19 protein-coding genes are annotated in these 24,146 nt (G+C 36.8%); 9 read left to right on the top strand and 10 right to left on the bottom strand.

Annotated features, from left to right (window positions below; translation table 11 throughout):
• Positions 1-5: 5 nt before the first annotated feature.
• Positions 6-3,599: a DUF6443 domain-containing protein gene (locus AC4IF5_RS05880; RefSeq protein WP_490732576.1), complete on the top strand. Its 3,594-nt coding sequence runs from the start codon at positions 6-8 to the stop codon at positions 3,597-3,599.
• A 4-nt stretch (positions 3,600-3,603) separates the two neighbouring features.
• Positions 3,604-4,056, top strand: coding sequence for a hypothetical protein (locus AC4IF5_RS05875; protein WP_490732574.1), 453 nt, complete (start codon positions 3,604-3,606; stop codon positions 4,054-4,056).
• A gap of 126 nt (positions 4,057-4,182) precedes the next feature.
• Here the strand turns inward: AC4IF5_RS05875 and AC4IF5_RS05870 are convergent, their stop codons facing one another.
• Both AC4IF5_RS05870 and AC4IF5_RS05865 read right to left on the bottom strand, forming a co-directional pair.
• Complete coding sequence (locus AC4IF5_RS05870; protein ID WP_490732572.1) at positions 4,183-5,595, bottom strand: DUF5689 domain-containing protein; 1,413 nt, start codon at positions 5,593-5,595, stop codon at positions 4,183-4,185.
• Between the two features lie 25 nt (positions 5,596-5,620).
• A complete protein-coding gene (locus AC4IF5_RS05865) occupies positions 5,621-8,497 on the bottom strand; it encodes a carboxypeptidase regulatory-like domain-containing protein (RefSeq protein ID WP_490732570.1) in 2,877 nt (958 codons plus the stop codon).
• Positions 8,498-8,751: 254 nt separating this feature from the next.
• Here AC4IF5_RS05865 and AC4IF5_RS05860 point away from each other — a divergent pair, with 254 nt between their 5' ends.
• Together AC4IF5_RS05860 and AC4IF5_RS05855 are read left to right on the top strand one after the other, a co-directional pair.
• A complete protein-coding gene (locus AC4IF5_RS05860; protein ID WP_490732568.1) occupies positions 8,752-9,942 on the top strand; it encodes an endonuclease/exonuclease/phosphatase family protein in 1,191 nt (396 codons plus the stop codon).
• 47 nt (positions 9,943-9,989) lie between these two features.
• Entirely contained in the window at positions 9,990-10,409 is a 420-nt protein-coding gene (locus AC4IF5_RS05855; RefSeq protein ID WP_490732566.1) for a DUF6146 family protein, read from the top strand.
• A gap of 70 nt (positions 10,410-10,479) precedes the next feature.
• On the opposite strand, the gene AC4IF5_RS05850 is transcribed toward AC4IF5_RS05855, so the two are convergent.
• Positions 10,480-11,076, bottom strand: a complete 597-nt coding sequence (locus AC4IF5_RS05850) for a superoxide dismutase (protein WP_490732564.1) — start codon at positions 11,074-11,076, stop codon at positions 10,480-10,482.
• A gap of 286 nt (positions 11,077-11,362) precedes the next feature.
• Between AC4IF5_RS05850 and AC4IF5_RS05845 the strand changes: the two genes are divergently transcribed.
• A complete protein-coding gene (locus tag AC4IF5_RS05845; protein ID WP_490732562.1) occupies positions 11,363-12,109 on the top strand; it encodes a 4-hydroxy-tetrahydrodipicolinate reductase in 747 nt (248 codons plus the stop codon).
• Between the two features lie 27 nt (positions 12,110-12,136).
• On the opposite strand, the gene rho is transcribed toward AC4IF5_RS05845, so the two are convergent.
• A complete protein-coding gene (gene rho / locus AC4IF5_RS05840) occupies positions 12,137-13,954 on the bottom strand; it encodes a transcription termination factor Rho (RefSeq protein WP_490732560.1) in 1,818 nt (605 codons plus the stop codon).
• Positions 13,955-14,098: 144 nt separating this feature from the next.
• Here rho and AC4IF5_RS05835 point away from each other — a divergent pair, with 144 nt between their 5' ends.
• From AC4IF5_RS05835 to AC4IF5_RS05820, 4 genes are all read left to right on the top strand, one after another.
• Positions 14,099-14,488, top strand: a complete 390-nt coding sequence (locus AC4IF5_RS05835) for a DUF4293 family protein (protein ID WP_490732558.1) — start codon at positions 14,099-14,101, stop codon at positions 14,486-14,488.
• Between the two features lie 335 nt (positions 14,489-14,823).
• Positions 14,824-15,744, top strand: a complete 921-nt coding sequence (locus AC4IF5_RS05830; protein ID WP_490732556.1) for a M28 family metallopeptidase — start codon at positions 14,824-14,826, stop codon at positions 15,742-15,744.
• A gap of 260 nt (positions 15,745-16,004) precedes the next feature.
• Positions 16,005-17,843: an ABC transporter ATP-binding protein gene (locus tag AC4IF5_RS05825; RefSeq protein WP_490732554.1), complete on the top strand. Its 1,839-nt coding sequence runs from the start codon at positions 16,005-16,007 to the stop codon at positions 17,841-17,843.
• A gap of 21 nt (positions 17,844-17,864) precedes the next feature.
• A complete protein-coding gene (locus tag AC4IF5_RS05820) occupies positions 17,865-18,212 on the top strand; it encodes a DUF1801 domain-containing protein (RefSeq protein WP_490732552.1) in 348 nt (115 codons plus the stop codon).
• 56 nt (positions 18,213-18,268) lie between these two features.
• Here AC4IF5_RS05820 and AC4IF5_RS05815 read toward each other — a convergent pair whose 3' ends face one another.
• From AC4IF5_RS05815 to AC4IF5_RS05790, 6 genes are all read right to left on the bottom strand, one after another.
• Entirely contained in the window at positions 18,269-20,068 is a 1,800-nt protein-coding gene (locus AC4IF5_RS05815; RefSeq protein ID WP_490732550.1) for a phage tail-like protein, read from the bottom strand.
• Positions 20,069-20,344: 276 nt separating this feature from the next.
• The gene (locus AC4IF5_RS05810) at positions 20,345-20,665 is read right to left on the bottom strand and encodes a helix-turn-helix domain-containing protein (protein ID WP_490732548.1); all 321 of its coding nucleotides are present in this window, start codon (positions 20,663-20,665) and stop codon (positions 20,345-20,347) included.
• A 1-nt stretch (position 20,666) separates the two neighbouring features.
• Positions 20,667-21,080, bottom strand: coding sequence for a transposase (locus AC4IF5_RS05805; protein WP_490732546.1), 414 nt, complete (start codon positions 21,078-21,080; stop codon positions 20,667-20,669).
• Positions 21,081-21,180: 100 nt separating this feature from the next.
• The gene (locus AC4IF5_RS05800) at positions 21,181-22,173 is read right to left on the bottom strand and encodes a helix-turn-helix transcriptional regulator (protein WP_490732544.1); all 993 of its coding nucleotides are present in this window, start codon (positions 22,171-22,173) and stop codon (positions 21,181-21,183) included.
• A gap of 421 nt (positions 22,174-22,594) precedes the next feature.
• On the bottom strand, positions 22,595-23,251 hold the full coding sequence (locus AC4IF5_RS05795) for a phosphatidylserine decarboxylase family protein (RefSeq protein ID WP_490732542.1): 657 nt from the start codon (positions 23,249-23,251) through the stop codon (positions 22,595-22,597).
• A 4-nt stretch (positions 23,252-23,255) separates the two neighbouring features.
• Positions 23,256-24,128, bottom strand: coding sequence for a phosphatidate cytidylyltransferase (locus AC4IF5_RS05790; RefSeq protein WP_490732540.1), 873 nt, complete (start codon positions 24,126-24,128; stop codon positions 23,256-23,258).
• Positions 24,129-24,146: the final 18 nt, after the last annotated feature.

The following is a 24,146-nucleotide window of genomic DNA, read 5'->3' as shown; positions in this document are numbered from 1 at the left end:
TAACAATGAAAAAAATTATAAATATATCCCTTCTTCTATTTATAGGTAATCATTTTTTACTGTCGCAAAGCAACCATGGGACAACGTCTAAAAATTATATTTACCAAAAAACATGCTTAGATGAAGGCTGTGTAAAAAAAATAGAAAATATTCAATACCTAGACGGTTTAAATAGACCACAACAGATTATTAGTATAAAATCAACCCCCCAAGGGAATGATATGGTAATTCCGTTTGAGTATGATAATTATGGAGTTCAGTCAAAGAGTTATTTACCTATTCCCCAAACAAGTACAGGTAACGGAAGTTTTAATACCAGCCCAACGAGTAATGGTACCGGATTTTATGGTACAAGTAATTTCTATTCTGAATTCGTACACGATGGATCATTCCTTACAAAGATATCTGAACAATCTAATCCTGGAGATGAATGGACATTGAGTTCAGGAAAAACACAGAAGTCAAGTATTGAAATTAATAAAAGTTCAGATGCTGTAAAAAAATACATGATTAACGTTTCTTGGGATGATACCAAGAAAGTACTCTTGAACGCCATTTCAAAGATTAACCTATTCAATGAAGGTGAATTATATAAAACCGTAGTAACCGATGAAGATAATAACAGAACGATTACGTTTAATAATAAATTGGGGAAAACGGTTCTTATAAGAAAAGAAAATAATAATGGTGGGAATATAGTAAATCTTGATACATACTATGTTTATAATTTTTATAACCAATTGGTTTATATAATTCCGCCTTTAGCAGCAGTAAAAACTATTATAGACCAATCTACTCTTGATAACCTTTGTTACCAGTATAAGTATGATATTCAAGGTCGTCTTGTAGAAAAAAAGCTTCCAGGCAAAGGACTTGATGCATCAACAGGTGTCTGGCGATGGGATTCCTTCGTTTATGATAAAGCCAATAGATTGATATTAACTCAGGATGCCAACTTGCAGCAGCAGGGAAAGTGGATGATTACCAAATATGATGGGTTCGGTAGAGTTATCTACACCGGAACTATTCCGGGAGGAGATAGAACCAGTATGCAGAATCAAGCAGGTAACTTAACTGTTGTTGAATCAAGGGATGTAACTGGCTTTACCCAAAATGGAATGCAGGTATATTATACCAAGGGATTATTTCCTGGTATGGATACCCTTCTATCCGTAAATTATTATGATACCTATCCACAAGGAACTCCTGTAATTCCTTCATCTATTCTTACTCATCCGGTTTTACCCCAGGATGCTTTAAGTTCAGCAAAAAGTATAAGCACTAAAAGCCTTCCGACTGCTGCGTATGTTAAAAACATTGAAGATGATAGTTGGACAAAAAACTATATTTGGTATGACTTGAAAGGAAGAGCTATTGGTTCTCATTCCGTTAATTATTTAGGCGGCTATACCAAAATCGAATCGGAATTGGGCTTTACAGGAGAAGTAAAAGAGTCTTATACCTATCATAAAAGAACAGAGTATGATGAAGAAACCATCATCAAAGAAAGTTTTGTATATGATAATCAGAACAGGCTTACCATCCGCAAGCATAAGGTAAACTCCAATCCTGAAGAGATTCTGGCAGTAAATAATTACAATGAATTATCCCAGCTAAGAAGCAAACAAATAGGAGGAACAGGAAATAATCCAATTCAGACTGTAGACTATACTTACAACATTCGTGGTTGGTTGACAGGAATTAACAATCCCACCAATTTGAATGATGATTTATTCGGATATTCCATAAAATATAACAATCCTGAATCATCTAGTTTTGGAAAATTTAATGGTAATATTGCGCAGATAGACTGGAAAGCATCTGACGACGGGACTTTTAGAAGATATGATTACAAATATGATAGCTTAGATAGATTGTTGTCTGGAGTATATTCTGAACCTAGCTCTTTTGTTCCAGCTAATAACTTTTATAATGAAAGTTTAACCTATGATTTAAATGGGAATATTATGTCCCTTTTAAGAAAAGCTAAAGGGTTTTCACAAACTGAAATTAAAATAGATGATTTAGCATATACTTATACTGGAAACAGACTGGATTCTGTGACGGATTCTTCTACCAATTATAGTGGTTATCCCGATGTTTCGGGGAATTTAATTTCATATGATTCCAATGGAAACATGAAAGATCATATTGATAAAGGTATTTTACAAATTGATTATAATTTACTGAATTTGCCAAGATCCATAAAATTTGACAAGACTTATAACATTCGAAATCCGATCGGTGGACCACTGCAAACCAAAAATATAACCACTCAATATATTTATCGTGCAGATGGTACAAAACTTAAAAAAGTATATACCTACGGAATAGTAAAAAACAATTCGCAAGCTTATAAAGTGACAGAATATAATGATGGATTTCAGTATGATACTGAGGGAGCCTTATTAATGATTCCGCCCTTATTGACGTTTATACCTACTGCAGAAGGATATTATGATTTTGTACAGGGCAAATATGTATACCAGTACAAAGATCAGGTAGGAAATATAAGGTTAGCCTATTATAGAGATGCTAATAACAATACTAAAATTGATCGCACTGCTAACTTCTATCCTTTTGGAATGGAGTTTAGCAATAGTAACACTGAAAGTATTTCTCCAAATTATAACTATGGATTCCAGGGGCAGGAGAAACAGACGGATACAAATTGGAACTCATTCAAGTGGAGAAATTATGATCCATCTATAGGACGATTTTTTAATATAGATCCTTTGAGTGAAAAATATGCCTACCAATCTCATTACAATTTCTCAGAAAACAGAGTAGTTAACTCAAGAGAATTGGAAGGGCTGGAAGCACAGGATAATAATGATGAAAAATACGCCAGATATGCAAACAGACCAGTAGATGAGGCTGTAGATTACGAACTTAGAGAAGACGGAGAAAAAGAATGGCAGTCTAACCCGGTAGATCCTTCCTACAAGGAGCAAGACAGGTCTTTCCTAGCAGATCTTTCACAGGAAAATAATTTTGACTTAGGAGATGCTATAGATGATGCATTATTTGGATTAGGTTCTCAGGATTCTTGGAATAATTACAGGGATAACTCATCCAGATTTGGTACTGCAGTAGCGGCTTCACCTGAAGCTCAAGCTGCAAATGGATTTTATTATATGTTTGGAGGAATGCTAGCAGCCCCTTTTGCACTGGGAGGATTTGCTACGCTTACTGGAGCATCTTCAGTTTCATCCTATTTAAGTTTATCTGCTTTTAGAGGAGGTGTTGATATAGTGGCACAATATAGTGTAAATGGAAATGTGAATTTTGGGCAAACTGCAATAAATGGTTTTTTTGGAGGTGGTTCTACAGCCTTGAGAGGTTTAGCAGGTGTTGCAGTAAATGTATCTGCAAATACAGCAAATTCTTATTTCAGTGATACAAGTAAAGCAAGCGTATCAAATCTTGTTGCAAGAGGGACTACCTCTTCAATTTTGTTAGGTGTAGCTAGTCTTGGTGGTGCTCAAACACCTGTAGGAAAAATAGTTTATGAAGCATCTACCCAGCTTTTGTTTAATCTGGCAGATAAAAGTATAAACCAACAGGTTCCCGTTCCCACTACTATTGAAAATAAATAAGTTTATGGATGATAATAAAGACAGTATAAAATTACTTATTGCTAGCGCATTATTGTTGGTATTTTTAATTCTATATATTAAGTTTTCAGATACAGCAATACTAAATAAAGAAATGCTTAAAAATCTTAAATATACAACTGGAACTATTTCTACGGATAGATTTTATAGTAAATCAACAGGAGATGGTTATGATTATGAATTTTATACACAAAAAGGGATAAAAGAGACTCATGCTGATGGAAATTTCATTAAGGGAAGAAAATATCTTGTTGTTTATGATTCTGTTAATATTAAAAATGGATTTATGATATTGGAGGGTTATGATATAACTGATAGCTTGAAAAATAAAAACATTAATGAAAGAGAAGGGTGGTCAATAGATAAAATTCCATTTGGATTTGATAAAAAAAGCCTCAATGAAGAAGTGACGGGAAGTATTATTAAAATTACTAAATAATAGTAATATATTTCTCTATTGTTTATCCTTATCAAAACATTTAAAAAAGGCTGTCTTCAAAATTGAAGACAGCCTTTTTATTTATGACCAATCAGTAGTCTTTAATAAAAAAAATACCTAAATGTATTACTCAATCTTGATGTTATCAATCTGAAGGTCATATACTCCGTCTTTTCCTGTTTTAATAGCGAACATATCTTTTCCAGCTGTTGTATTAATATCTGTAAGACCTGTTAGAGTAAGCTCAACCAATCTCCATTGTCCGTTTGTATTGATGGATCCGTTGTATGAGTTAGTACTTTCTACCCCTAAAGTTGCACCTGTACTGAATGTTCCCAGGTTAAATACATAGAAACCTCCTCCGGTTTTATATACGTTGAAAGAAAGTGATTTTCCTGTTGCAGTACCTTTAATATACATAGTGATTCTCTTAGGCGTAGCCGGTATTCCTGATGCAGCAGCTGATGTAAATACATAGTCATTACCGGCAGGTGTACCTTTAATCTGAAGGGAATTTGTGTCGTTATACCCTAAATTAATACCTTGAGATGCATAAGAGATAAGCCCAAAGCTATTTAAACTTGATAGGAAAGATGCCCAGTCTTCAAAATCAGATCCTGCAAAAAGATTTACGGCATCAGCAGCCGGAGCTTCCGGTTCTCCCGGATTAAATCTTTCGTTCGGGAAGTTGATATCATCCAGATTCCTGATGTATGCCTGCTCTGTAAACGTTGGACTTGTAGGGTTACTTGGGGTAGTATAACGGCTTAAAAGAAGAACGATATCACCGCTTTTTTCATATTTAGGAGAGATAGGAGATTTACCAAATGTTGCAAAGTTGCTAAAACGAAGATCTAATCTTGCACCTTTTTTATCTGTAATATAACGGTCTCCTGTCGCTGATTCATCAGCAAAATTCTTTATCAGTTCACTTTCTTCAAACTGAACATTTTTAATTTTTACAAGCTGGTTGATGTGTGCTCCATCTTTAAGAGCATCAGCAATGCTGTTGAATTCCAATGGTTTTATTACAGCTACTATAGGCTTCTGTCCGTCACAAACTCTTGCCATATAGTTTGAAATCTTATTCGGGTTAATTCTTCCCACAGAGTAATTAGGATCATAAGAACCTACTTTGATGTTTCCATTGGAAGCCTGAACGATCAGACCTTTCAGGTTGATTCTAACCAAAGCTCCTGTTGGGAAATCAAGGTACTGGTTACCTCCGTCAATATCAATCTCAATACCCTGTGTTGGATTTTCAGGCTTATCCTGAAGGAACATCATTTTGTAAATGTTACTGGATTCATCACTCGAAGAAACGTAAGCTTCAACGATGAAATCTTCTTTAATGATATCAGCATCCGTAGGTTTAGGCTTTGCAATAGCTGCAAGTTCTGATAATTGGTGATTGGCTGCACTGAACTTGTTAGAACACTGGATTTCCGGCACATCATAATCATCGGACTTTACACAAGACGAAAACGTCAACATGGAAATGGCACTAAAGATCGCCGCCTTAAAATATATATTTTTCATTGCTTTCTATTTTAAATTTAATTTTTTAGAATCTGAATTGAAGGTTAACAAAATAAGATCTACCCTGGTTATACCAATATTTAGGAGCAAAAACCATGTTTCCGCTGTCATAATCGTTAGCATAGTCAGTATAGTTAACGTTTCTTGTCTGCTCAAATCCTCCTGTAATATAATTTCTGTTATTAAGGATATTGTTGACAGATGCAGACAGCAATACATAATATTTACCAATCAGCCAGGATTTACCTGCGTTCACATTGAAGAAGAATGCCGAAGGTAATTTTGTAGGAGTAAGAACTCTTGCCAGCTCTTCTTCAGTTACACTATCATAAGGAACTCCCGGTGTATTAGGGTTGGTATAAAATCTAGCCGTTCTGGTTACCGGAGATGGGTCTAGGAATGAATGCCCAAAGTAATTCCAGGTTGCCCCCAGCCACCAGTACTTAGGACTGCTGTATCGAAGACCTAAAGTATAGGCTTCCTGAGGAGTCCCTCCCTGTCTGTAATTTTTAAGGGTAGCCTCTCCCATGTTGGTATAAGATCTTGATACAATGTTTCCGTTTCCGTCCAGTTCCCTGAATGTTCCAACAGCATCAGATGCAAAATAAACCGTAGGATTATTGGTATAGGTATATTGTCCTACACTTAACAATCCGCTAGCCGTTAACGTAGGAGTAAGTTTCACCTGGGCTCCAAGCTCTACTCCCATATTTCTCTTGTTGGCACCAGCCAATACCTGAGTGATGAAAGCACCATCCTGGATAGGAGCCTGATCACCGCTTTCAGTAAGGGTCGTCAGCTTAATTCCCTGTGCGAAATATCTCTGTACACTTGTTTCATTTTGAGTATTAACAAGATAACCTGTCAATCTAAGCTTAACGATCGGAGTAGATACTACATAGCTCAAATCATTAGCATCAATAACAACATTCTTGATTCCCGGAGTGGTAACTCCACTTACTCTTGTATTAAAATAAATATCATTTAAGAAAGGAGACTGTGAAAAGTAAGCTCCGTTATAAACAAGGAAGTTTCTACCATTGATCTTATAGGTAACCTGACCTTTGATACCCGCATTCCAGAAGTTTTTATCCTCTCCTTTTCCATAAGAGGATTCATACAGATAATGTTGGAACTGCCCTTCTCTGCTGTTATTGGTAAATCCAAAGAATCCGGAAACAAATACATCAAATTTCCCTGTTGCGAATTTAAATGCAGGATTTACTTTCATTTCCTGTCTTTTGAAAATATAGCTATACCCAATTCTGTCACCTTCTCTTTTTGCAACATCAGTATCGCTTTCCCTTTTGTTAAATTTCCCCCATACGCTGCCTGCATCTGTATTTGAAGCAAATGGGTCCATGTTCAGTGCAAAATCAGCTCCTAACAGGTCATTAACCTCTCTGTATTGCTCAGATCTGTAGTTTTGGTAAGATACGTTTAAAATAAAACGGGAAGTATCAGTAAAGTTATAAGTATAATGAGCAGATGCGTTCCATACCTTGTCATCTTTTACATCATCAACCAGATAGTAGGCAGCTCTTCTTCCACCAAGTACAGAATTGTATTCTACGTTTCTGTTGGCATTATAAAGGTTGTCCCAGTTGATCTGTGTATGTGACTGATCATCATTCGTCCACCAGTCTCTGGTGATGTCTATATTAGCAGCCTGCTCCGGAGCAGGATTCGTATAATTTAACCAATAACTTGGCAGATTACGGTAATAGGTTGGTGACGGGTTATTGGCTCTGTACCAGTCCAGTCTTGAACTGTATTCTTTACCAAACTGGTAAGAAACGGATGTCCATAATTGAGAGTTTTTATTGATTTTCCAGAAATCCTGTAATTGAAGCATTGGCTGGAAGCCTCTTTTCACCCTTTCATTTCTTTTTTCTCCGCCTTGCCATCCCCAATAGGAGTTGTAATGTACTCCTCTGAAGTCATATACTTCCTGGGTACTCGGACTTGACGAGCTTCTTGCATATTTAGAACCGATAGCATTGAAGGTCATGGTATGGCTATCACTGAATTTCTTCTCAACCCCAATATATCCACTGTATGCATCATAAGAAGTACCGTCCTGTATTCCTTCCTGTGCCCATCTTCTTGCGATCATCCCTGTGAATGCCCATCCGTTCTTATTCATTCCGGAAGAGAATCTGTAAGATAATCTGTTGTTATAGTTTCTGTTAGTAAGAGAGTATGTCAATTGACTCCCTTTTCTATACTCACTGGCTTTCGTATTTTTATAAAATACACCGGTAATTCCTCCGAAAGCATATTCAGAAGGGGCATGGTTAGCAGCGATTTCCGGATAACGGGTAATTTCATTCAATCCCCCCCATGTACTGAAGTCTACGTCTCCGTTATCTGCCCCAGCCATAGAAATCCCGTTGATCATATTCTCTCCGGTCCTGCTGTCGATACCTCTTGGACGGAACCAGTATGGTCCTAAATCAAAACTAGCAATTCTACTGAATACATCCTGGGAAGACTGAAGCAATCCTACTGTTGCAGTCTGCTGAGCGCCTCCGCCATCGCTTTCTCCTGAATCCTCAACGATAGCCAAGCCCTGATCTGCACCATTTAATGCAGAATAAAGAGTAATTACTCCAAGATCTTTTCTTTTCTCATTACTAGTTACGTCAAATTCAAAAATTTTAGTTTCAAAATTTGATTTTGTAACCATAATCTGATAATGTCCCGGCATCAAATCTGCAAACTGGAAGTAACCGATTTTGTCCGCCTTTACATCATTTCCTGCTCCTTTTAAATCCACATTTGCCTGCTCAACAGGTTTTCCGTCCGCATCCTTAAGATACGCAAACACTGTAGTCTGCGCAAAATAATAGGACGCAGGCAGCAAAGTGAATAAAGAGATTAATGATAGTTTTTTAATCATGAGTATATTTATTTTTTTAAATACTTTTCTTGTTAATTCTCAACAGTTTAAAAGTTGGGGGCACAAATTTAGTCAAATTTTATAATCCACCACTTTTTTAACGTTATTTTTTCTTAACATTGCAAACTTTTAAGAATCATTATATAAAAAATGTTCAGATTAATGCATATAAATTTACAAATATTTAAAATGCAGTAAATTAAAATAAAAGTAAATTTGTAGATTAAATAATATTAATAATAACGCTAAAGAGAATGAAGAGATTTTCGATTCTGTTTGCCATCTTTTTTTCAATCATGGCATTCTCACAACAACAGGGAAAACTGAGAAAAGTAGCCACAGTAGGTTTTTTGAACGTAGAAAACCTTTGGGACACTATTCGCTCAGCAGATTATATTGACGGAACTAAAGATATCAAGAATCCCGCTTTTCACAGAAGCATTCCTATTGATTCTATCAAGTTTCTGGAAGCCGAAAAATATGACGGCCCATGGAGTGACGGTGCTTTAATCGGAAAAAAAGTAGTAAGAGAACAGAGCGGATCTGAAGAATTTACTCCCAAAAGCGCAAAGAACTACGGCACTAAAATCTATAAAGCTAAACTTGCCAACGAAGCGAAAGTAATTTCTGAGCTTGGGGCACAATATACCAAAACCGCTCCTGCTGTGGTAGGTCTGATCGAGGTTGAAAACAGACAGGTGATTGAAGATCTCATCAATGAACCAGCCTTAAAAAAATATGACTACGGAATCATTCACTACAATTCTTATGACTACAGAGGAATTGACGTTGCACTGATCTACCAGAAAAGAAGGTTTACCCCAACCAATTCATTGAAAAAAGAACTGAAAATTTACGGTGATAACGGAAGAAGAGAGTATACCAGAGATATCCTGGTGGTAACAGGGTTTTTAGATAATGAAAAGGTAGCATTTTTCATGAATCACTGGCCTTCAAGAAGAGGAGGAGAAGCAATTTCTTTACCTAAAAGAAATGCCGCAGCTGCCCTATTAAAGCAACAGATGGACAGTGTAAGAGCTGCAGATCCAACGACAAAGCTTTTTGCAATGGGAGACTTTAACGATGATCCTGTAAGCTCAAGCTTGAAAAACCATTTGAAAGCGCAGGCCAGCCCAAAAGACTTAAGCGAAGAAAAGCCTTATCTCAACCTGATGTATCCTTTATACAAAAAAGGAGTGGCTTCTTTAGCCTATCAGGATGCCCCGAATTTATTTGATCAGATCATTGTTTCTAAAAACTTAATTTCTGATCAGGTCACAAAAGAATATTCCGTGTATAAGACCGAAATCTATGCTCCGGCTTATCTGGTCAATAAAGAAGGAAATTACAAAGGATACCCTTTCAGATCCTGGAACGGAGATCAGTTTACAGGCGGCTATAGTGACCACTTCCCCGCATTTGTAGTTCTCCAGAAAGAACCATAAAGATTAAGGCACTCAAATGAGTGCCTTTTTTATGTAACTTTATGAGTATGAAAAACTTAATTTTATTATTATCTGTAATTCTTCTTCCCTTTAGCTGCTCTGCACAGACCCGCCCTAAGAGTGAAAAAGAAAAATCCGAAATGAAGCCCTCTAAAAATGAGGACGGAGAATGGGACCTTATTGTGATCGATACCCAGTTTGATTATTTTTTGAATGCCATTGCCAAACCTATCAGCCAATATTCCGAGGCTTATCTGAAAGCTAAAAATACATTTTTAGTCAATGAATGGAATAGCTATTACAATTCAGGAAAGTACAGGAATATCATAGAATCGCGAATTGACTATGACCCCAAAGAAAATTATGGGATAAAGTTTGAGTATAAATTGTACCAGGTCTTCGCTTATGTAAGCTGGAAATACAAATTAAGAATGAGTGGGCTGTCCGGAAGTGACGCCATAAGATAGATACAATCTCCATCTAATAAAAAAGGTCCAGAATACTCTGAACCTTTTTTATTTTTATAATAGCTGAAAATTATTTGTTGAATAATTCCTCTACTTTATCCCAGTTTACTACATCGAAGAATGCAGAAACATAGTCAGGCCTTCTGTTTTGGTAGTTTAAGTAATAAGCGTGCTCCCAAACGTCTAATCCTAAAACAGGAGTTCCTTTGACGTCTGCTACAGGCATTAACGGGTTATCCTGGTTTGGAGTAGAAGAAACAGATACGGATCCGTCAGCATTCTTTACCAACCAAGCCCATCCTGAACCGAATCTTGTTTTGGCAGCTTCAGAAAAATCAGTTTTGAATTTTTCAAAGCCTCCATAGTTTTCGATAGCAGCTTTTACATTTCCTACAGGCTCTTTGCTTCCTCCCGGAGTTAAAATTTCCCAGAATAAAGAGTGGTTGAAGTGACCTCCTCCGTTATTTCTTACTGCTGGCTTATCAGTTCCTGTCTGGCAGATCTCTTCGATCGTTTTCCCAGCCAATTCAGTTCCCTCGATCGCTTTATTTAAATTGTCAATATACGCCTGGTGGTGTTTCGTATAGTGGATTTCCATAGTTCTTGCATCGATAGTAGGTTCTAATGCATCGTATGCATATCCTAGTTTTGGTAATTCAAATGACATAATCTTTATTTTTAATGTTATACTTCAAAATTAGCCAATATTTAAGGGATTATCAAAGATTGGGGATTACTTTAATAAATCTTTAACATTGATATATTGATTTAGAATGAATTAAATTTTAAATAATTTTACTTCCGTGAAAATTAAATCTATCTTCTAAGCCTTATCTCATTCAACAACTATTCAAAACATACTTTATTTTCAATTTCGTAACTTACCCGAAATGAAGCAAATTTTATAGGAAAACGCTTCTCTCACTGAATGTTTAACTTTAAATATTTTTATTATGAAAATTGGACTTTTTGGATTTGGAAAAGCAGGAAAGGCGGTAGCGTCAGTTATTCTTCAACATAAGGATCACTCACTGCAGTGGATTTACAGAAAATCAAATAGATCAACCGCTAGTGCCGCTGATTTCCTGGGAGTTGAAAGCGATGATCCCGGTCATTTTTATTCAGAGAATAAATTAAGTGTAGAAGAATTACTGGAAGAACATCCTGTAGATGCTATTATTGATTTTTCATCTCAGGAAGGAATTTATACTTACGGAGAGTCTGCTGCTCAAAAGAAAGTAAAAATCATTTCAGCAATATCCCATTATTCTGATAAAGAAGTACGTTTTCTCAATAAACTGGCCAAGAAGGCTACAGTATTCTGGTCTCCAAATATTACTTTGGGCATCAATTATTTGCTGTATGCCGCTCAGTTCTTAAAAAAGATTGCCCCTTCGGTAGATATAGAGATTGTGGAAGAGCATTTTAAAGAAAAACAGGGAGTTTCAGGAACAGCGATCCGCATTGCGGATGTACTGGATGTAAAAGATGAAAAAATAAATACGATCAGAGCCGGCGGAATTGTGGGAAAACATGAAGTTATTTTTGGCTTCCCATTCCAGACAGTAAGGCTCATTCATGAGTCAATCTCAAGGGATGCTTTTGGTAACGGAGCATTGTTTGCCGCAGAGCATCTTATCAATAAAAAGCCGGGCTTCTATAAATTTGAGGATTTGTTACATCCTTATTTCAAAGTATAGAAGCCCGGGTATTAACAATTTAATTTATTATTTATTCATAGACATCAGGAACTCCTCATTGTTTAGGGTTCCTTTGATGTTTTTATCCACAAATTCCATTGCTTCCACAGGATTCATTTCAGAAAGATACTTTCTCAGAATCCACATTCTCTGGGAAGTAACCTCATCAAGAAGAAGATCATCTCTACGGGTACTTGACGACACAAGGTCAATGGCAGGATAAATTCTTCTGTTGGCAATTTTTCTGTCCAGCTGAAGCTCCATATTACCTGTACCTTTGAATTCTTCAAAGATCACTTCGTCCATTTTAGAACCTGTATCGATAAGTGCCGTTGCAATGATCGTCAGAGATCCTCCTCCTTCGATCTTTCTTGCAGCTCCGAAGAATCTTTTCGGTTTGTGAAGCGCATTAGCATCCACCCCACCGGAAAGAACTTTTCCTGAAGCCGGAGTTACAGTATTGTATGCTCTGGCCAGTCTTGTAATCGAATCCAGCAGGATCACTACGTCATGTCCGCATTCTACCATTCTCTGGGCTTTTGCAAGAACAAGATTGGCTACTTTCACATGCTTTTCAGCGGCTTCATCAAATGTAGAGGCAATAACTTCCGCATTCACGCTTCTTTCCATATCGGTAACTTCTTCCGGACGTTCATCGATCAGAAGAACCATCATATATACTTCGGGATGATTGGCTGCAATAGAATTGGCAATATCTTTAAGCAACATGGTTTTACCTGTTTTAGGCTGAGCAACGATCATTGCTCTCTGTCCTTTACCAATCGGAGCAAACAGATCTACAATTCTCGTGGAAACGGTAGAACCGCTTCCTGCAAGATTGAATTTCTCTTCAGGGAAAAGCGGAGTCAGATATTCAAAAGCAACACGGTCCTTGATGAATGCAAGGTCACGTCCGTTAACTTCTGTAGGTTTAAGTAATGAAAAATATTTTTCGCCTTCTTTTGGAAGTCTTACAATTCCTTTAACTGTATCTCCTGTTTTTAAACCAAAATTTCTGATCTGAGCAGTAGAGACATATACATCATCAGGGGAGGAAATGTAGCTGAAGTCTGAAGAACGCAGGAATCCGTAGTTATCCGGTAATATTTCCAATACTCCTTCAATGCTTACCATTCCATCGAAACTGAATTCTTTTTTATGGTCTTGCTGCTGCTCTTCCGCCTTTTCAGAATTTCTGTTCTGATTCTGGTTTTGATGCTGATGCTGGTTTTGATTTTGGTTTTTATGTTGGTTTCCACCGTTCTGTGGATGGTTGTGTCCTTTTTGGGATCTGTTAGCCTGTGGTTGTTGAGGAATACTAGGCTTTTCTTCTGCCTGGGCAGGCTCTTGGGATTCTGTGTTTTTAGGAGTTTCTGCTTTTTCCTGAATTACTTCAGTATTACCTGCATTGGTAGAAACTCTTTTTCTTTTCTTTTTGGCTGAAGCTGCTGCAGAGGCTTCTTCTGTTGCTGCTGCTGTTTCAGCTTGGGGCTCTTCCTGTTTTATTTCTTCAGAATCCGGCACCTTTTCTTCTACTTTTTCCTCTGCTTTGGGTTCTGCCTGTGCTTTTGTATTTACTTTTGGCTTGGCTGCAGGTTTTTTAGGAGCAGTTCTTTTGACCGGGGCTTTAGCAGGGTTTTCTGCTGGAGCCTCTTCGGTATTAGCACTGGTTTCTGTGGCGTTGAAATAATCTTTTGCAACTTTAGGGTTAGAAGCCTGAAAGTCAAGAATAGCAAAGATCTTGTCATTTTCATTGCTGTTTCTTGCAACTTTAACGCCCAAATCTTTTAAGATTTTAGTCAGTTCCGTTACGGATTTTGACCTTAACGTTTCTATGTTAAACATATTTAATGTAAAAATGTAATTAATTGTGAGTAAGAAAAGTAAGTCCGGTGACTTTGGTTTTCAAGTACATTGTATAATGCAAATCTACACTTATTTTTGAATTGTGCAAAATTTATGTTATTTTTGCCAAGAATTTAATATTCAATGCTACAGAGAATACAAACTATATGGACTTTATTAGCAGTTTTAGCTGCTGTCTTTCTATTTATAACAGGACAGGATGTTGTCATTTCCGACAGTATTCCTTTGCTTAATATCGGATGTATAGTGCTTGTAATTGTTGGAGCATTAAGTATTTTCAGTTTCAGGAACAGAAAAAGACAAATTTTGCTGAATACCATCAGCATCATTATAAACGCTTTGTTGATTGGTGTATTGGCGTACTGGTTACTAAACTTATCCGGAGGAATTCAGTTTCCTGAGAAGGGTATTGAGCCAGTTTTCCCATTGATTGCGGTGATCTGTCTGCTTATTGCAAACGTTTACATCCGCAAAGATGAGAGGCTCGTAAAATCTGTAGACAGACTCCGATAGCCTTACAACGATTTTTTGAGTGAGAACAGCTTCTTTTCAGGAGCTGTTTTTTATTGATCAGACACCCTTCTATATTTTCCCAAGTAAATATTGAATGTTTTTATTAAAAGAAAGATCAGCAAGCAACTTAACCTCCTCAAAACATTGCATCATCAGGATGAATATTTGCGCTTACAAAAATATCATTACCTGAAATCAGATTAAAATTCACTTTCCACAACTTTAAGACAGATTCATGTGTACGGTCTTTTCTCACAGATGAATTAATTTATGTAACTTCATGCAACTTTTTAGTAAAAAGCACGACAGATCATAGTAACTTTTAATAAAAGACAATGAAAAAGCTAACTTATCTTACTTTATCCCTTTTCTCAATATTTACATTTGCACAGGAGGTTTCAAAAGAAAGAGTGACAACCGTACTTTCCACACTGGCATCCGATGAAATGAAAGGACGTGAAATCTGGACCCCTGAAAATGAAAATGCAGCCCATTATATAGCAGCGCTCTTCAAGGAAAATAATCTTGAGTACTGTACAGGAAACTCTTATCTGATTCCTTTTGAATATAAAGGTAAAAAAGCCTATAACGTATGCGGTGTCAAAAAAGGAAAATCCGATAAATATTTAGGATTCTCAGGACATTTTGACCACATCGGCACCAGTGATAAAAGCGGAGACAATATCTATAACGGAGCAGATGATGATGCCAGCGGAATTACAACTCTGGTAGGAATTGCCGATTATTTTAAAAATAAAAAACCTGATTTCTCCATGGTTTTCATGGCCTTCAACGGAGAGGAAAAAGGTATGCTGGGCTCAAGAGCGATCTCAGAAGATAAGAATCTGGATAAAATTTACAATAACATGACCGCCCTTTTCAATTTTGAAATGGTCGCTACAGAATCGCAGTGGGGAAAGAATGCCCTATATATGACCGGAGACGGATTTTCAGATCTTGATGAACTTTTCAACACGTATGCGGCAAACGGATTAAAAATAAACGCTGACCCTTATGCGGAACAGCAGCTGTTCTATCGTTCTGATAATGTAAGCTTTGTAAAAAAGAAGATCATCGCCCATTCATTTTCTACCGTTGATATGACGAAAGCGTCACACTACCACCACGAAAATGATGATATCAACATCGTTGATTTTAACAATATGACCCAGATCATCAATAACTTCGGAAAAACTCTGGAAAAACTCAATCCTAAGAATTTTGCCCCGAAATATAATGACCAGGTAAGATTTTAATTAATCTTCACAATAAAAAACCGCTATTTCAGCGGTTTTTTTATATCCTACCTTCAGCTATTCCCGGTCTTCCTTCTTTCAGCCTCCAGCTTCCCTATCCAATTCAAAACAAAATGCCTCATCCCAACCTACGTTAAATTTAATAACAGGTATTTGTAACAAAAACAAATATTTTGAAACATATCCATTAAAGTAAAACGGGATTAAGAACGTCTTATCTTTTAATTTTACGTAATTTTGCTATCCAATTTTATTACTGAATGAACGAGTATAAGAAAATTTTGAGGTTCGCAAGACCTCATCAAAAATATATCTACGGAAGTTTGTTTTTCAACATTCTGTATTCTGTATTCCAGATCGCTTCCCTGGGAACCATTTTACCGGTTTTAGGAATGTTGTTTGGAACCATTAAGCCTGAGAAATATGAAAACCCACCGGTTTATTCGGGTGATATCATTGATTTCTTCTCTTATGTAAAAGAGTATTCCAATTATTATGTACAGACTTTAGTAGGAGAATACGGTGCGCTTACTGTTCTTGCGTGGCTGTGTGTCATTACCGCGTTTATGTTCCTGTTGAGAAATGCATTCAGATATTTTGGATCTTTCCTGTTGATCAATTACCGGGTAGGAGTTACCAAAGACCTTCGTGGTGCGATGTACAGAAAGATCCTTTCTTTACCGGTTTCATTTTTTACAGAAAGCAGGAAAGGAGATCTGATGTCCCGTATGTCTAACGATGTAGGTGAAGTGGAAGGAAATATTTTAGGAAGTTTAATTGAACTGATTAATGCTCCTTTTATGCTGATCAGTACCTTGATCACTTTATTCTTCCTGAGCCCGGAAATGACCCTGTTTTCCCTTCTGGTACTTCCGGTAATGGGAACGATGATCGCTTTGGTAGGAAAAAGCCTTAAAAAAGATTCTCATGAGGCCCAGCACGAAATGGGAACCATCTTTTCTATTGTAGATGAGACCTTAAAGTCTTCAAAAGTTATTAAAATATTCAATGCTGAGAAGATTATGGACAACAGATTCATGAAGTCTATGAACAAATGGATCTCAAGCTCTATCAGTCTGGGAAGAAAGAAAGAACTGGCCTCTCCTATGAGCGAATTTTTAGGTTCTATTACCTTCCTGATCATCGCATGGTATGGAGGAAAACAAATTATCGTTGAGCAGAGTATTTCCCCTGCGGATTTCCTTGTATTCCTGGGAATGTTCTTCCAGATCCTTCCTCCTGCAAAAAGCTTATCCACAGCAATTTCTAATGTTCAGAAAGGAGAAGCTTCTCTGAAAAGAGTTCTGGAGATTCTGGATGCGGATGTGAAGATCGAAGAAGTGCCGGAACCTGTTTCAATTTCTACCCTTCAGAATAATATTGAATTTAAAGACATTGGTTTCTACTATGATAAAGCGAATCTGATCCTTAAAAATTTCAACTTAACAATTCCAAAGGGAAAAACTGTTGCTCTGGTTGGGCAAAGCGGAAGCGGAAAGACAACAATCGCCAACCTTTTGGCAAGGTTCTATGATGTTTCGGAAGGGGAGATCCTGATCGACGGAACAGATATCAAACATTTAAAATTAAAGGAATATCGCCAGCTTCTTGGTATGGTGACCCAGGAATCTGTACTATTCAATGATTCTGTATATAATAACATCCTGATGGGTAAGCCCCATGCGACCAGAGAAGAAGTGGTTGAAGCCGCTAAAATTGCTAATGCGGATGACTTTATTTCCAATCTTTCCGAAGGATATGATACCAATATCGGGGATGATGGAAACAAGCTTTCCGGAGGGCAGAAACAAAGGGTTTCCATTGCCAGGGCCGTATTGAAAAATCCACCGATCATGATTCTGGACGAGGCAACTTCTGCACTCGATACCGAATCTGAAAGATTTGTACAGGATGCTCTGGAAAAAATGATGGAAAACAGAACTTCCCTCGTTATTGCCCACCGGCTTTCAACCATTCAGAAAGCAGACTGGATCGTAGTGATGGAAAAAGGTGACATTGTTGAGCAGGGAACCCATCATGACCTTATTGCTAAAAAAGGCATGTATAACAAACTTGTTGAGCTGCAAAACTTTGACTAAATCTTTTTAATTAATTTTAAAATGAATCCTATACAAGAGTATTTCTACAGAATCGAAGAACCTGAAAGAAGTACTCTTTTGTTTTTACGCGAAAAGATCCTTGCTTCCGATCCGGAAAACATTACGGAAACCTTCAGTTTCGGACTTCCGTTTATCAAGTATAAACAGAAAATGCTGTGCTATTTCTATTACAGCAAGAAATATAAAAAGCATTATCTAAGTTTTTATCACGGTGACAGACTGGATTATCCGGAACTGATCCAGGACGGCAGAAAGAAGTTTAAGATCCTTTTAATTGATGTGGAGGAAGATCTACCTGTGGAGTTTATTCTACGTTTGACAGAAGAGGTTAAAGGATATATCAAATAGAAAAACTCCGGTACGAATAATCGTACCGGAGCCTTCTTTAAAAACTTAAAATTTCATCACTGTGTATTAATTCCGCTGAATTCTGCCTGTTTAATTGCCCAGGCGATCATATTGGCAAAAAGTATCGAATTCTGTACCTGCATTGATCCCGCTGAATATCCGTTTCCTGCGTATCCGTAAGCCGATTTCTGTACTGGGAAGTATCCTCCTGAACTTGGAGCCACAAAAGGTTCAATCGTATTACTGTTGTATTGATTTCCATTAGCGTTTTCATTACTTAAAAAGCCTCCGTCACCAAACCATACAAAGTTTAAGCTGCTGTTTCTAAGCCCTGAAATTCCTGTTCTGGAAGTAGTACTGTTTATAGGCTGCGCATAGCTGTAAGGAATGAAGCCGCTGGTCAGTCCTGAGATATTTACCGTTGTAGAAGCATCTTCACCCCAGTTTTTACCTCTTACATCTCCAAAAGGGCCGTTCAATATCGGGTCATCAGAGTTGGCAAGTGCATAAACAGAACCTGCTCCCGCTCCGTTAGAAGCTGTAATTGTAGGATCAGAAAATATTCCTCTGAACAGGTTCTGAGCAGTTCCGGTATCATCCGTTAAAGCAATGACAACTCCTTTTTTATTAAGGTAAGAGGCTATATAACCTGCTTCCGTAGCATTGGGTGTATAGCTGTAGCCAATCACCACGATATCCGGTTTATTGTTAAGAGCAGTTTGAAGGGCTGCTGATGAAGGTGAGTTCCCTAAAGAGATATGGGTAAAGCCTTCATATTTAACAATACTTGATGCTGTCGTTCCAAAATTCGAAGGAGAATCCATCAGGCTTCTGGAAGGACCTGTATAGGCGCTATATCCGTAAGCCGTTTCTAATCCTATATGAAGTACTGTTTTCTTAGGGATTACCACGATCACATTTACAGAACAGGTTGTAGATACCCCACCCTGGCTGTCAGAAGTAATGGTAATCGTTTTTACTGATGTAGAAGACGGGGTTCCCGTACCGCTTAATGTTATATTCTGATTTCCTGTAGAGGTAAATGTTCCCGAACCTTTGAAAGAAATTCCATCAACAGTATTGGTTGTAACAGTATAGCTACCCAATGCTGAAACATTTACAGGTAAAGTAATGGTATTGGAAGCGGTAAGAGCTGTTCCCACTTTATAGACCCCATTTACGGTCGCACTTCCGCAGCTCATGGTATACGCTCCTGCTGGGCTAAGGACGGTGACAGAAACCGGAGGTGTACAGGTAACATCGGTTCCGTTTGCATTCAGAGCAACATTGTCAGTCTGTACATTCTGAGGGATTCCCTGTCCCGGAATCTGTACGGTTTGTATTCCTGTATTGAGAAACACTCCCGTTCCATAAAAATTATATCCATTCGGCGTTGTACCGGAAATCGTATAGTTACCTAATTTTGTTACATTGACCGTTATGCTCAGGTAGTTGGAATTGGTGAGCTCTTTACCTTTTACATAGCTGCCCATTGCTTTAGCTGCAGAGCAATCTACCGTAAAAACGGCTTTACCCAGCTGTCCGCAGACACTTTTCCATTCGTCATCTGCAAAGCTCCAGTAATTAAAGCAATCTTCTGTGGTATTGTAAATGGTTAAACCGTCATCTGTTGGTTTATTGATTGTGATTGCGTTCCGCTGTGCTTCAGTCAGCCGGGGAATCAGTATTCCTTTGTTATTATTTCCGGAAACAACATCCAGAACGGAATTTAAATTGGGTGAAGAGGTATTAATACCTACAGCACCATTATTCGCTTGTGAATAAATTTTTCCAAAAGCAGAAAGAAGAGCAATAAGTAAAACTCTGATCAGGGGCATTGTTAATTTTGTGTCCATCATTTATAAGTTATATTTGTTGAGTGATTAAATGTTTTACTAAATCATTTAACCGACACAAAATTATCATCCACAGGCGATTACAAATCAATTTGTCCTACGCAATACTACGCATGCGTAGTAAAACTCACAAAACACCAATATCTTATCACTCTTTTAAAATACCTATACAGGACTGACTTAGTAAATAAATTCAATGAGAAGATTAAAAGCATCATTAAATCAAAGCAAAACCCGCCTTATCCTGTTTAGTCAAAAAATAATATGCTTAAGTAATCATACTTTGAAAATAGCTTTCCATTTGGTAATCGTGTTCCTGCTTATCTTGAAATGATTGCTTACCTGGATATTGGAAAGATTATTTTTTTTCTGGTATCTCAGAATTTCTACAATAGATTCTTCATCATATGAACGGAGCCTTTGATTATTAAATTCCACGGCATACTCCGGTTCACCGAAAACAAGTCTATTAAATTTCAAAATACTTATGGCGGAATCCAATGTTTTCAGCTTATCCTTTATTGTACTGTCATCCAGTTTTTCAGGAAACTTTTCCTGAAGTATATCCGTATAAATCTGTTTGTAATCCGGAATCATATTATATCTTTTTCAACCATTTATGTAATGTTGTTTTGGGAATCTTGTATCTGGAAATAACTTCACTGATGGTCATTGTCCTGGTCTCTATTTTCTCAATGATAAAGCCCTTCACTTCCTGCGTATAGATGCTTTTCCTAAAAACCATTGTATTTCCGTTTTGCTTTATCGTATTATCAACCCTTGAGTAGGGCGCATAAAGAATCAGATGACCGGTATAGAATCTGAAGAAATCGAATTTTAAAAGCTTAGACCACTTCAACAGAATATCAGTATCAATACTTTTCTCCTGATACATCTTTTCCACTTCATCTTCTCTCCTGCCTAAAAACTTTGTGATTCTTTCTACTGAAATCTGCTGCTGCTCCACTTTAGTCCTTATCAGACTTCCAATATGGATATTCTTTATATTCATTGCAATATTTTGAAGTAAAAATATTGACAGCAAAATGAATAAACACCATCACCAGCCCCTCAAAACTACGCATAAGTATTAAAACTTGAAATTGTCATATTTAAACTTTGATAAGAAAACTGTTAATGTTTATTTCAGAAGAAATATTCAGCTTTTTCCGTATCCTGTATTTTTTGCTTTCTACAGCACGGATGCTGTTATTGGTACATTGTGCTATTTTCTTTGTATCAAAATCAAGCTTCATCAATGCGCAGAAGTACAGTTCCGAGTGAATAAGATTAGGATTTATCTTTAAAAGCTCCGGGATAAAGTGCGGAAAAAAAACCTGAAATTTTTCAAAAAACATCGGAGAATTATTTTCTGCGAGACTTAAAATTTCCTGGATATTCTCTTCAGAAAGGTGGTTGATAAGCATCTGGTGCTTCATGAGCTCGGCATTCGTTTTCACCAGATCTTTTATTGTAGAATCCTTCATTTTTTTCTCAATAATCAATCCATTGATCAGCTGATCTTTTTGAGTAATAAAAAAAATATCCATCATAAAAGAAGCAATAGAAAATAAAATGTTCAGCAATCTTATGATCTTAAAATCATCTTTTTCTAAAAACCTGCTCTTCGGCAAAAAGTCAAAATCAAAATACAGAAATGCAATAAAATTAATGCTGATAACGAAAACAATAAAAAATATTGAAAAAGAATCCTTTTTATAATTCAGGAAAAACGGTACCGCAAACAAAAGACAGAAATAAAAATACTCTACGCCTGCATTTTTATAAGTATAAACGTTAAAAAATCCCACAATAAAAGTAAGCAGAACAAATACAAAAATAATACCCGTTTTTAGAATCTTTCCGAATCGCTTTGTTTTTCCTTTGACAGCCATTAAAAACAACCAGAAAAAGGTAATCACCGTAAGAAATGTTGAAATCAGCATATCTCCGAAAAAAGCGATGATAAAAATAGAATAAAACAAAAATATAAAGAACAATAAAAGTAAATACCGGTTAATAAGACTCAGATAATTACGGTCAAAATCATCATCCATTTTCTCCGTTTCATCATTGATTACCTTAAAGAAAAACTTATAAATCATCTTGCTGTTTTTTACGTTTTCACAAAACTCAAGTTGGGATTTGCACTACCGGAAGTATAGATTTTCCAATATTAATAGCTTTTAAGTAAGACAAAAACCCACAAAACAAAATGTTTGCATGTAATTTCCAGCGCTAAAAAGAATATGATTTGTGTTTTTCAATTACAATTTACTAAAATTCAAATTAAATTATTAAACAAATTATGATTAATGGTAAAAAAAATTAATATTGAAAATCAAAAAACATATTCAATCATCAATTATATATTTACATAACTTAAAAAGCATGTGTAACCTTCGTTTTTGTAGCTGCAAAATTATTGATCTGAACAAGAAAATCTTAATCCGGCAGTACTCAATATTACGCATGCGTAGTTAAACTCAGACAGCCTTCTCCTCACCGTTTAAATCAAATAAAAGTTTAGTTTTCCTTCAGTTTGGCAATCACATCAAGGCCACCTTTGGTAATATCACCGATCTTACAGATAATTTCGGTATCCAGCGGTAAGAATACGTCCATTCTCGAACCGAATTTGATAAATCCGAACTCATGTCCGGCTTTTGCCTGATCTCCTTCATTACAATAGAAAACGATCCTTCTCGCCACATATCCTGCAATCTGTCTGAAAACAACCTTATGGTTCGTTTGAGTTTCAACAGCTACCGTTGTTCTTTCATTCTCTGTAGAAGACTTTTCATGCCATGCTACAAGATATTTACCAGGGTGATATTTTTTGTAAACAACTTTTCCTGAGACCGGATATCTGCAGATATGCACATTCAGCGGAGACATGAAGATCGAAACCTGGATCGCTTTCTCTTTCAGAAATTCTCCTTCTTCCACTTCTTTGATCATCACCACCTTCCCGTCAACCGGAGCGATCACATTTTCTCTGTGGTCAAGAATAGTACGGTCAGGAACTCTGAAAAACCAGAATATAAGACAGTAAATAATCAGCAATGGTGCAATGATCACCAGGGACCATATTTTAAGGAAATAAATAGCCAGAGCCCCCAATATAATAAAAAGTATCGTTGCTACGGTAATCGTTCCTTTTGATTCTCTATGTAATTTCATGAGACTAAATAAATTTTTCTAAAATAAAGTACAAATATACGACAGGAACACAGATAATAAAACTATCCAGTCTGTCTAAAACACCACCATGTCCGGGAATGATGTTTCCACTGTCTTTCACGCCGAAATTTCTTTTCAGCTGGCTCTCCACCAAATCTCCTAACGGGGCAAAGGCAGCTATTAAAAATCCGACAAATATCCAGTTTCCTCTCAGCTGAGGCTGATAGTGTTCTATAAAATAAGATAAGACCAATGTTAAAATCACTCCTCCTATATAGCCTTCCCAGGTTTTCTTAGGAGAAATCTTAGGGGCCATTTTATGTTTACCAAAGAATTTACCTACCAGATAAGCAAAGGTATCACTGCTCCAGATCAGGATGAACAGGAAAAGAACCTCCAGAGAAAAGGTATCATTATAACTGGAAAACTTGGGCAGACCTAAAGCAAAGCTAAACGGCAGGGCCACATAAATAACGGTAAAAATCAGTTTCCCGCTGTCAAAGTATAATTCGCTGGGGTATTTGAACAAAGTAACCACAGCGATCGCAATAAGGGCAAGAGCAAGAATTTCGCTCAGCCTGAAATCAAAAAAGAAATCGTGGTTAAAATATCTTTTGGAAAAAATATAAAATATAAAAATCACCAACGGATAAACTACCCATTTTTCATATCCTTTCCCGAATTTCATGATCTTTACACACTCCCAGGTACCCACGATCAGCAATAAGCTCATTAACGCATGATAAAGATACTGCTGTTTGATAAGGCCCGGAGCGATATTGTTGATCAGTTGTGCTCCCAGCGGAGTCGAACAAAGAATAATGATAGCAACATAGACTATTCCTGAAATGGTTCTTTGAATGAGATTTTTGTCCAAAATTTAAAATTTAGAAGT

Source organism: Chryseobacterium sp. UF-290, from assembly GCF_058245615.1.
Note: the sequence above shows the minus strand (reverse complement) of the source record. Positions and strands in the feature narration are given on the sequence as shown.

What these genes read in the sequence shown, in the direction of transcription:
- AC4IF5_RS05795 (WP_490732542.1), bottom strand. Translation starts at nt 23,251, where the DNA reads ATGAAATTACATAGAGAATCAAAAGGAACGATTACCGTAGCAACGATA.
- AC4IF5_RS05815 (WP_490732550.1), bottom strand. Translation starts at nt 20,068, where the DNA reads ATGGACACAAAATTAACAATGCCCCTGATCAGAGTTTTACTTATTGCT.
- AC4IF5_RS05820 (WP_490732552.1), top strand. Translation starts at nt 17,865, where the DNA reads ATGAATCCTATACAAGAGTATTTCTACAGAATCGAAGAACCTGAAAGA.
- AC4IF5_RS05825 (WP_490732554.1), top strand. Translation starts at nt 16,005, where the DNA reads ATGAACGAGTATAAGAAAATTTTGAGGTTCGCAAGACCTCATCAAAAA.
- AC4IF5_RS05855 (WP_490732566.1), top strand. Translation starts at nt 9,990, where the DNA reads ATGAAAAACTTAATTTTATTATTATCTGTAATTCTTCTTCCCTTTAGC.
- AC4IF5_RS05880 (WP_490732576.1), top strand. Translation starts at nt 6, where the DNA reads ATGAAAAAAATTATAAATATATCCCTTCTTCTATTTATAGGTAATCAT.
- AC4IF5_RS05810 (WP_490732548.1), bottom strand. Translation starts at nt 20,665, where the DNA reads ATGATTCCGGATTACAAACAGATTTATACGGATATACTTCAGGAAAAG.
- AC4IF5_RS05805 (WP_490732546.1), bottom strand. Translation starts at nt 21,080, where the DNA reads ATGAATATAAAGAATATCCATATTGGAAGTCTGATAAGGACTAAAGTG.
- AC4IF5_RS05835 (WP_490732558.1), top strand. Translation starts at nt 14,099, where the DNA reads ATGCTACAGAGAATACAAACTATATGGACTTTATTAGCAGTTTTAGCT.
- AC4IF5_RS05870 (WP_490732572.1), bottom strand. Translation starts at nt 5,595, where the DNA reads ATGAAAAATATATATTTTAAGGCGGCGATCTTTAGTGCCATTTCCATG.
- AC4IF5_RS05850 (WP_490732564.1), bottom strand. Translation starts at nt 11,076, where the DNA reads ATGTCATTTGAATTACCAAAACTAGGATATGCATACGATGCATTAGAA.
- AC4IF5_RS05800 (WP_490732544.1), bottom strand. Translation starts at nt 22,173, where the DNA reads ATGATTTATAAGTTTTTCTTTAAGGTAATCAATGATGAAACGGAGAAA.
- AC4IF5_RS05845 (WP_490732562.1), top strand. Translation starts at nt 11,363, where the DNA reads ATGAAAATTGGACTTTTTGGATTTGGAAAAGCAGGAAAGGCGGTAGCG.
- rho (WP_490732560.1), bottom strand. Translation starts at nt 13,954, where the DNA reads ATGTTTAACATAGAAACGTTAAGGTCAAAATCCGTAACGGAACTGACT.
- AC4IF5_RS05830 (WP_490732556.1), top strand. Translation starts at nt 14,824, where the DNA reads ATGAAAAAGCTAACTTATCTTACTTTATCCCTTTTCTCAATATTTACA.
- AC4IF5_RS05865 (WP_490732570.1), bottom strand. Translation starts at nt 8,497, where the DNA reads ATGATTAAAAAACTATCATTAATCTCTTTATTCACTTTGCTGCCTGCG.
- AC4IF5_RS05875 (WP_490732574.1), top strand. Translation starts at nt 3,604, where the DNA reads ATGGATGATAATAAAGACAGTATAAAATTACTTATTGCTAGCGCATTA.
- AC4IF5_RS05860 (WP_490732568.1), top strand. Translation starts at nt 8,752, where the DNA reads ATGAAGAGATTTTCGATTCTGTTTGCCATCTTTTTTTCAATCATGGCA.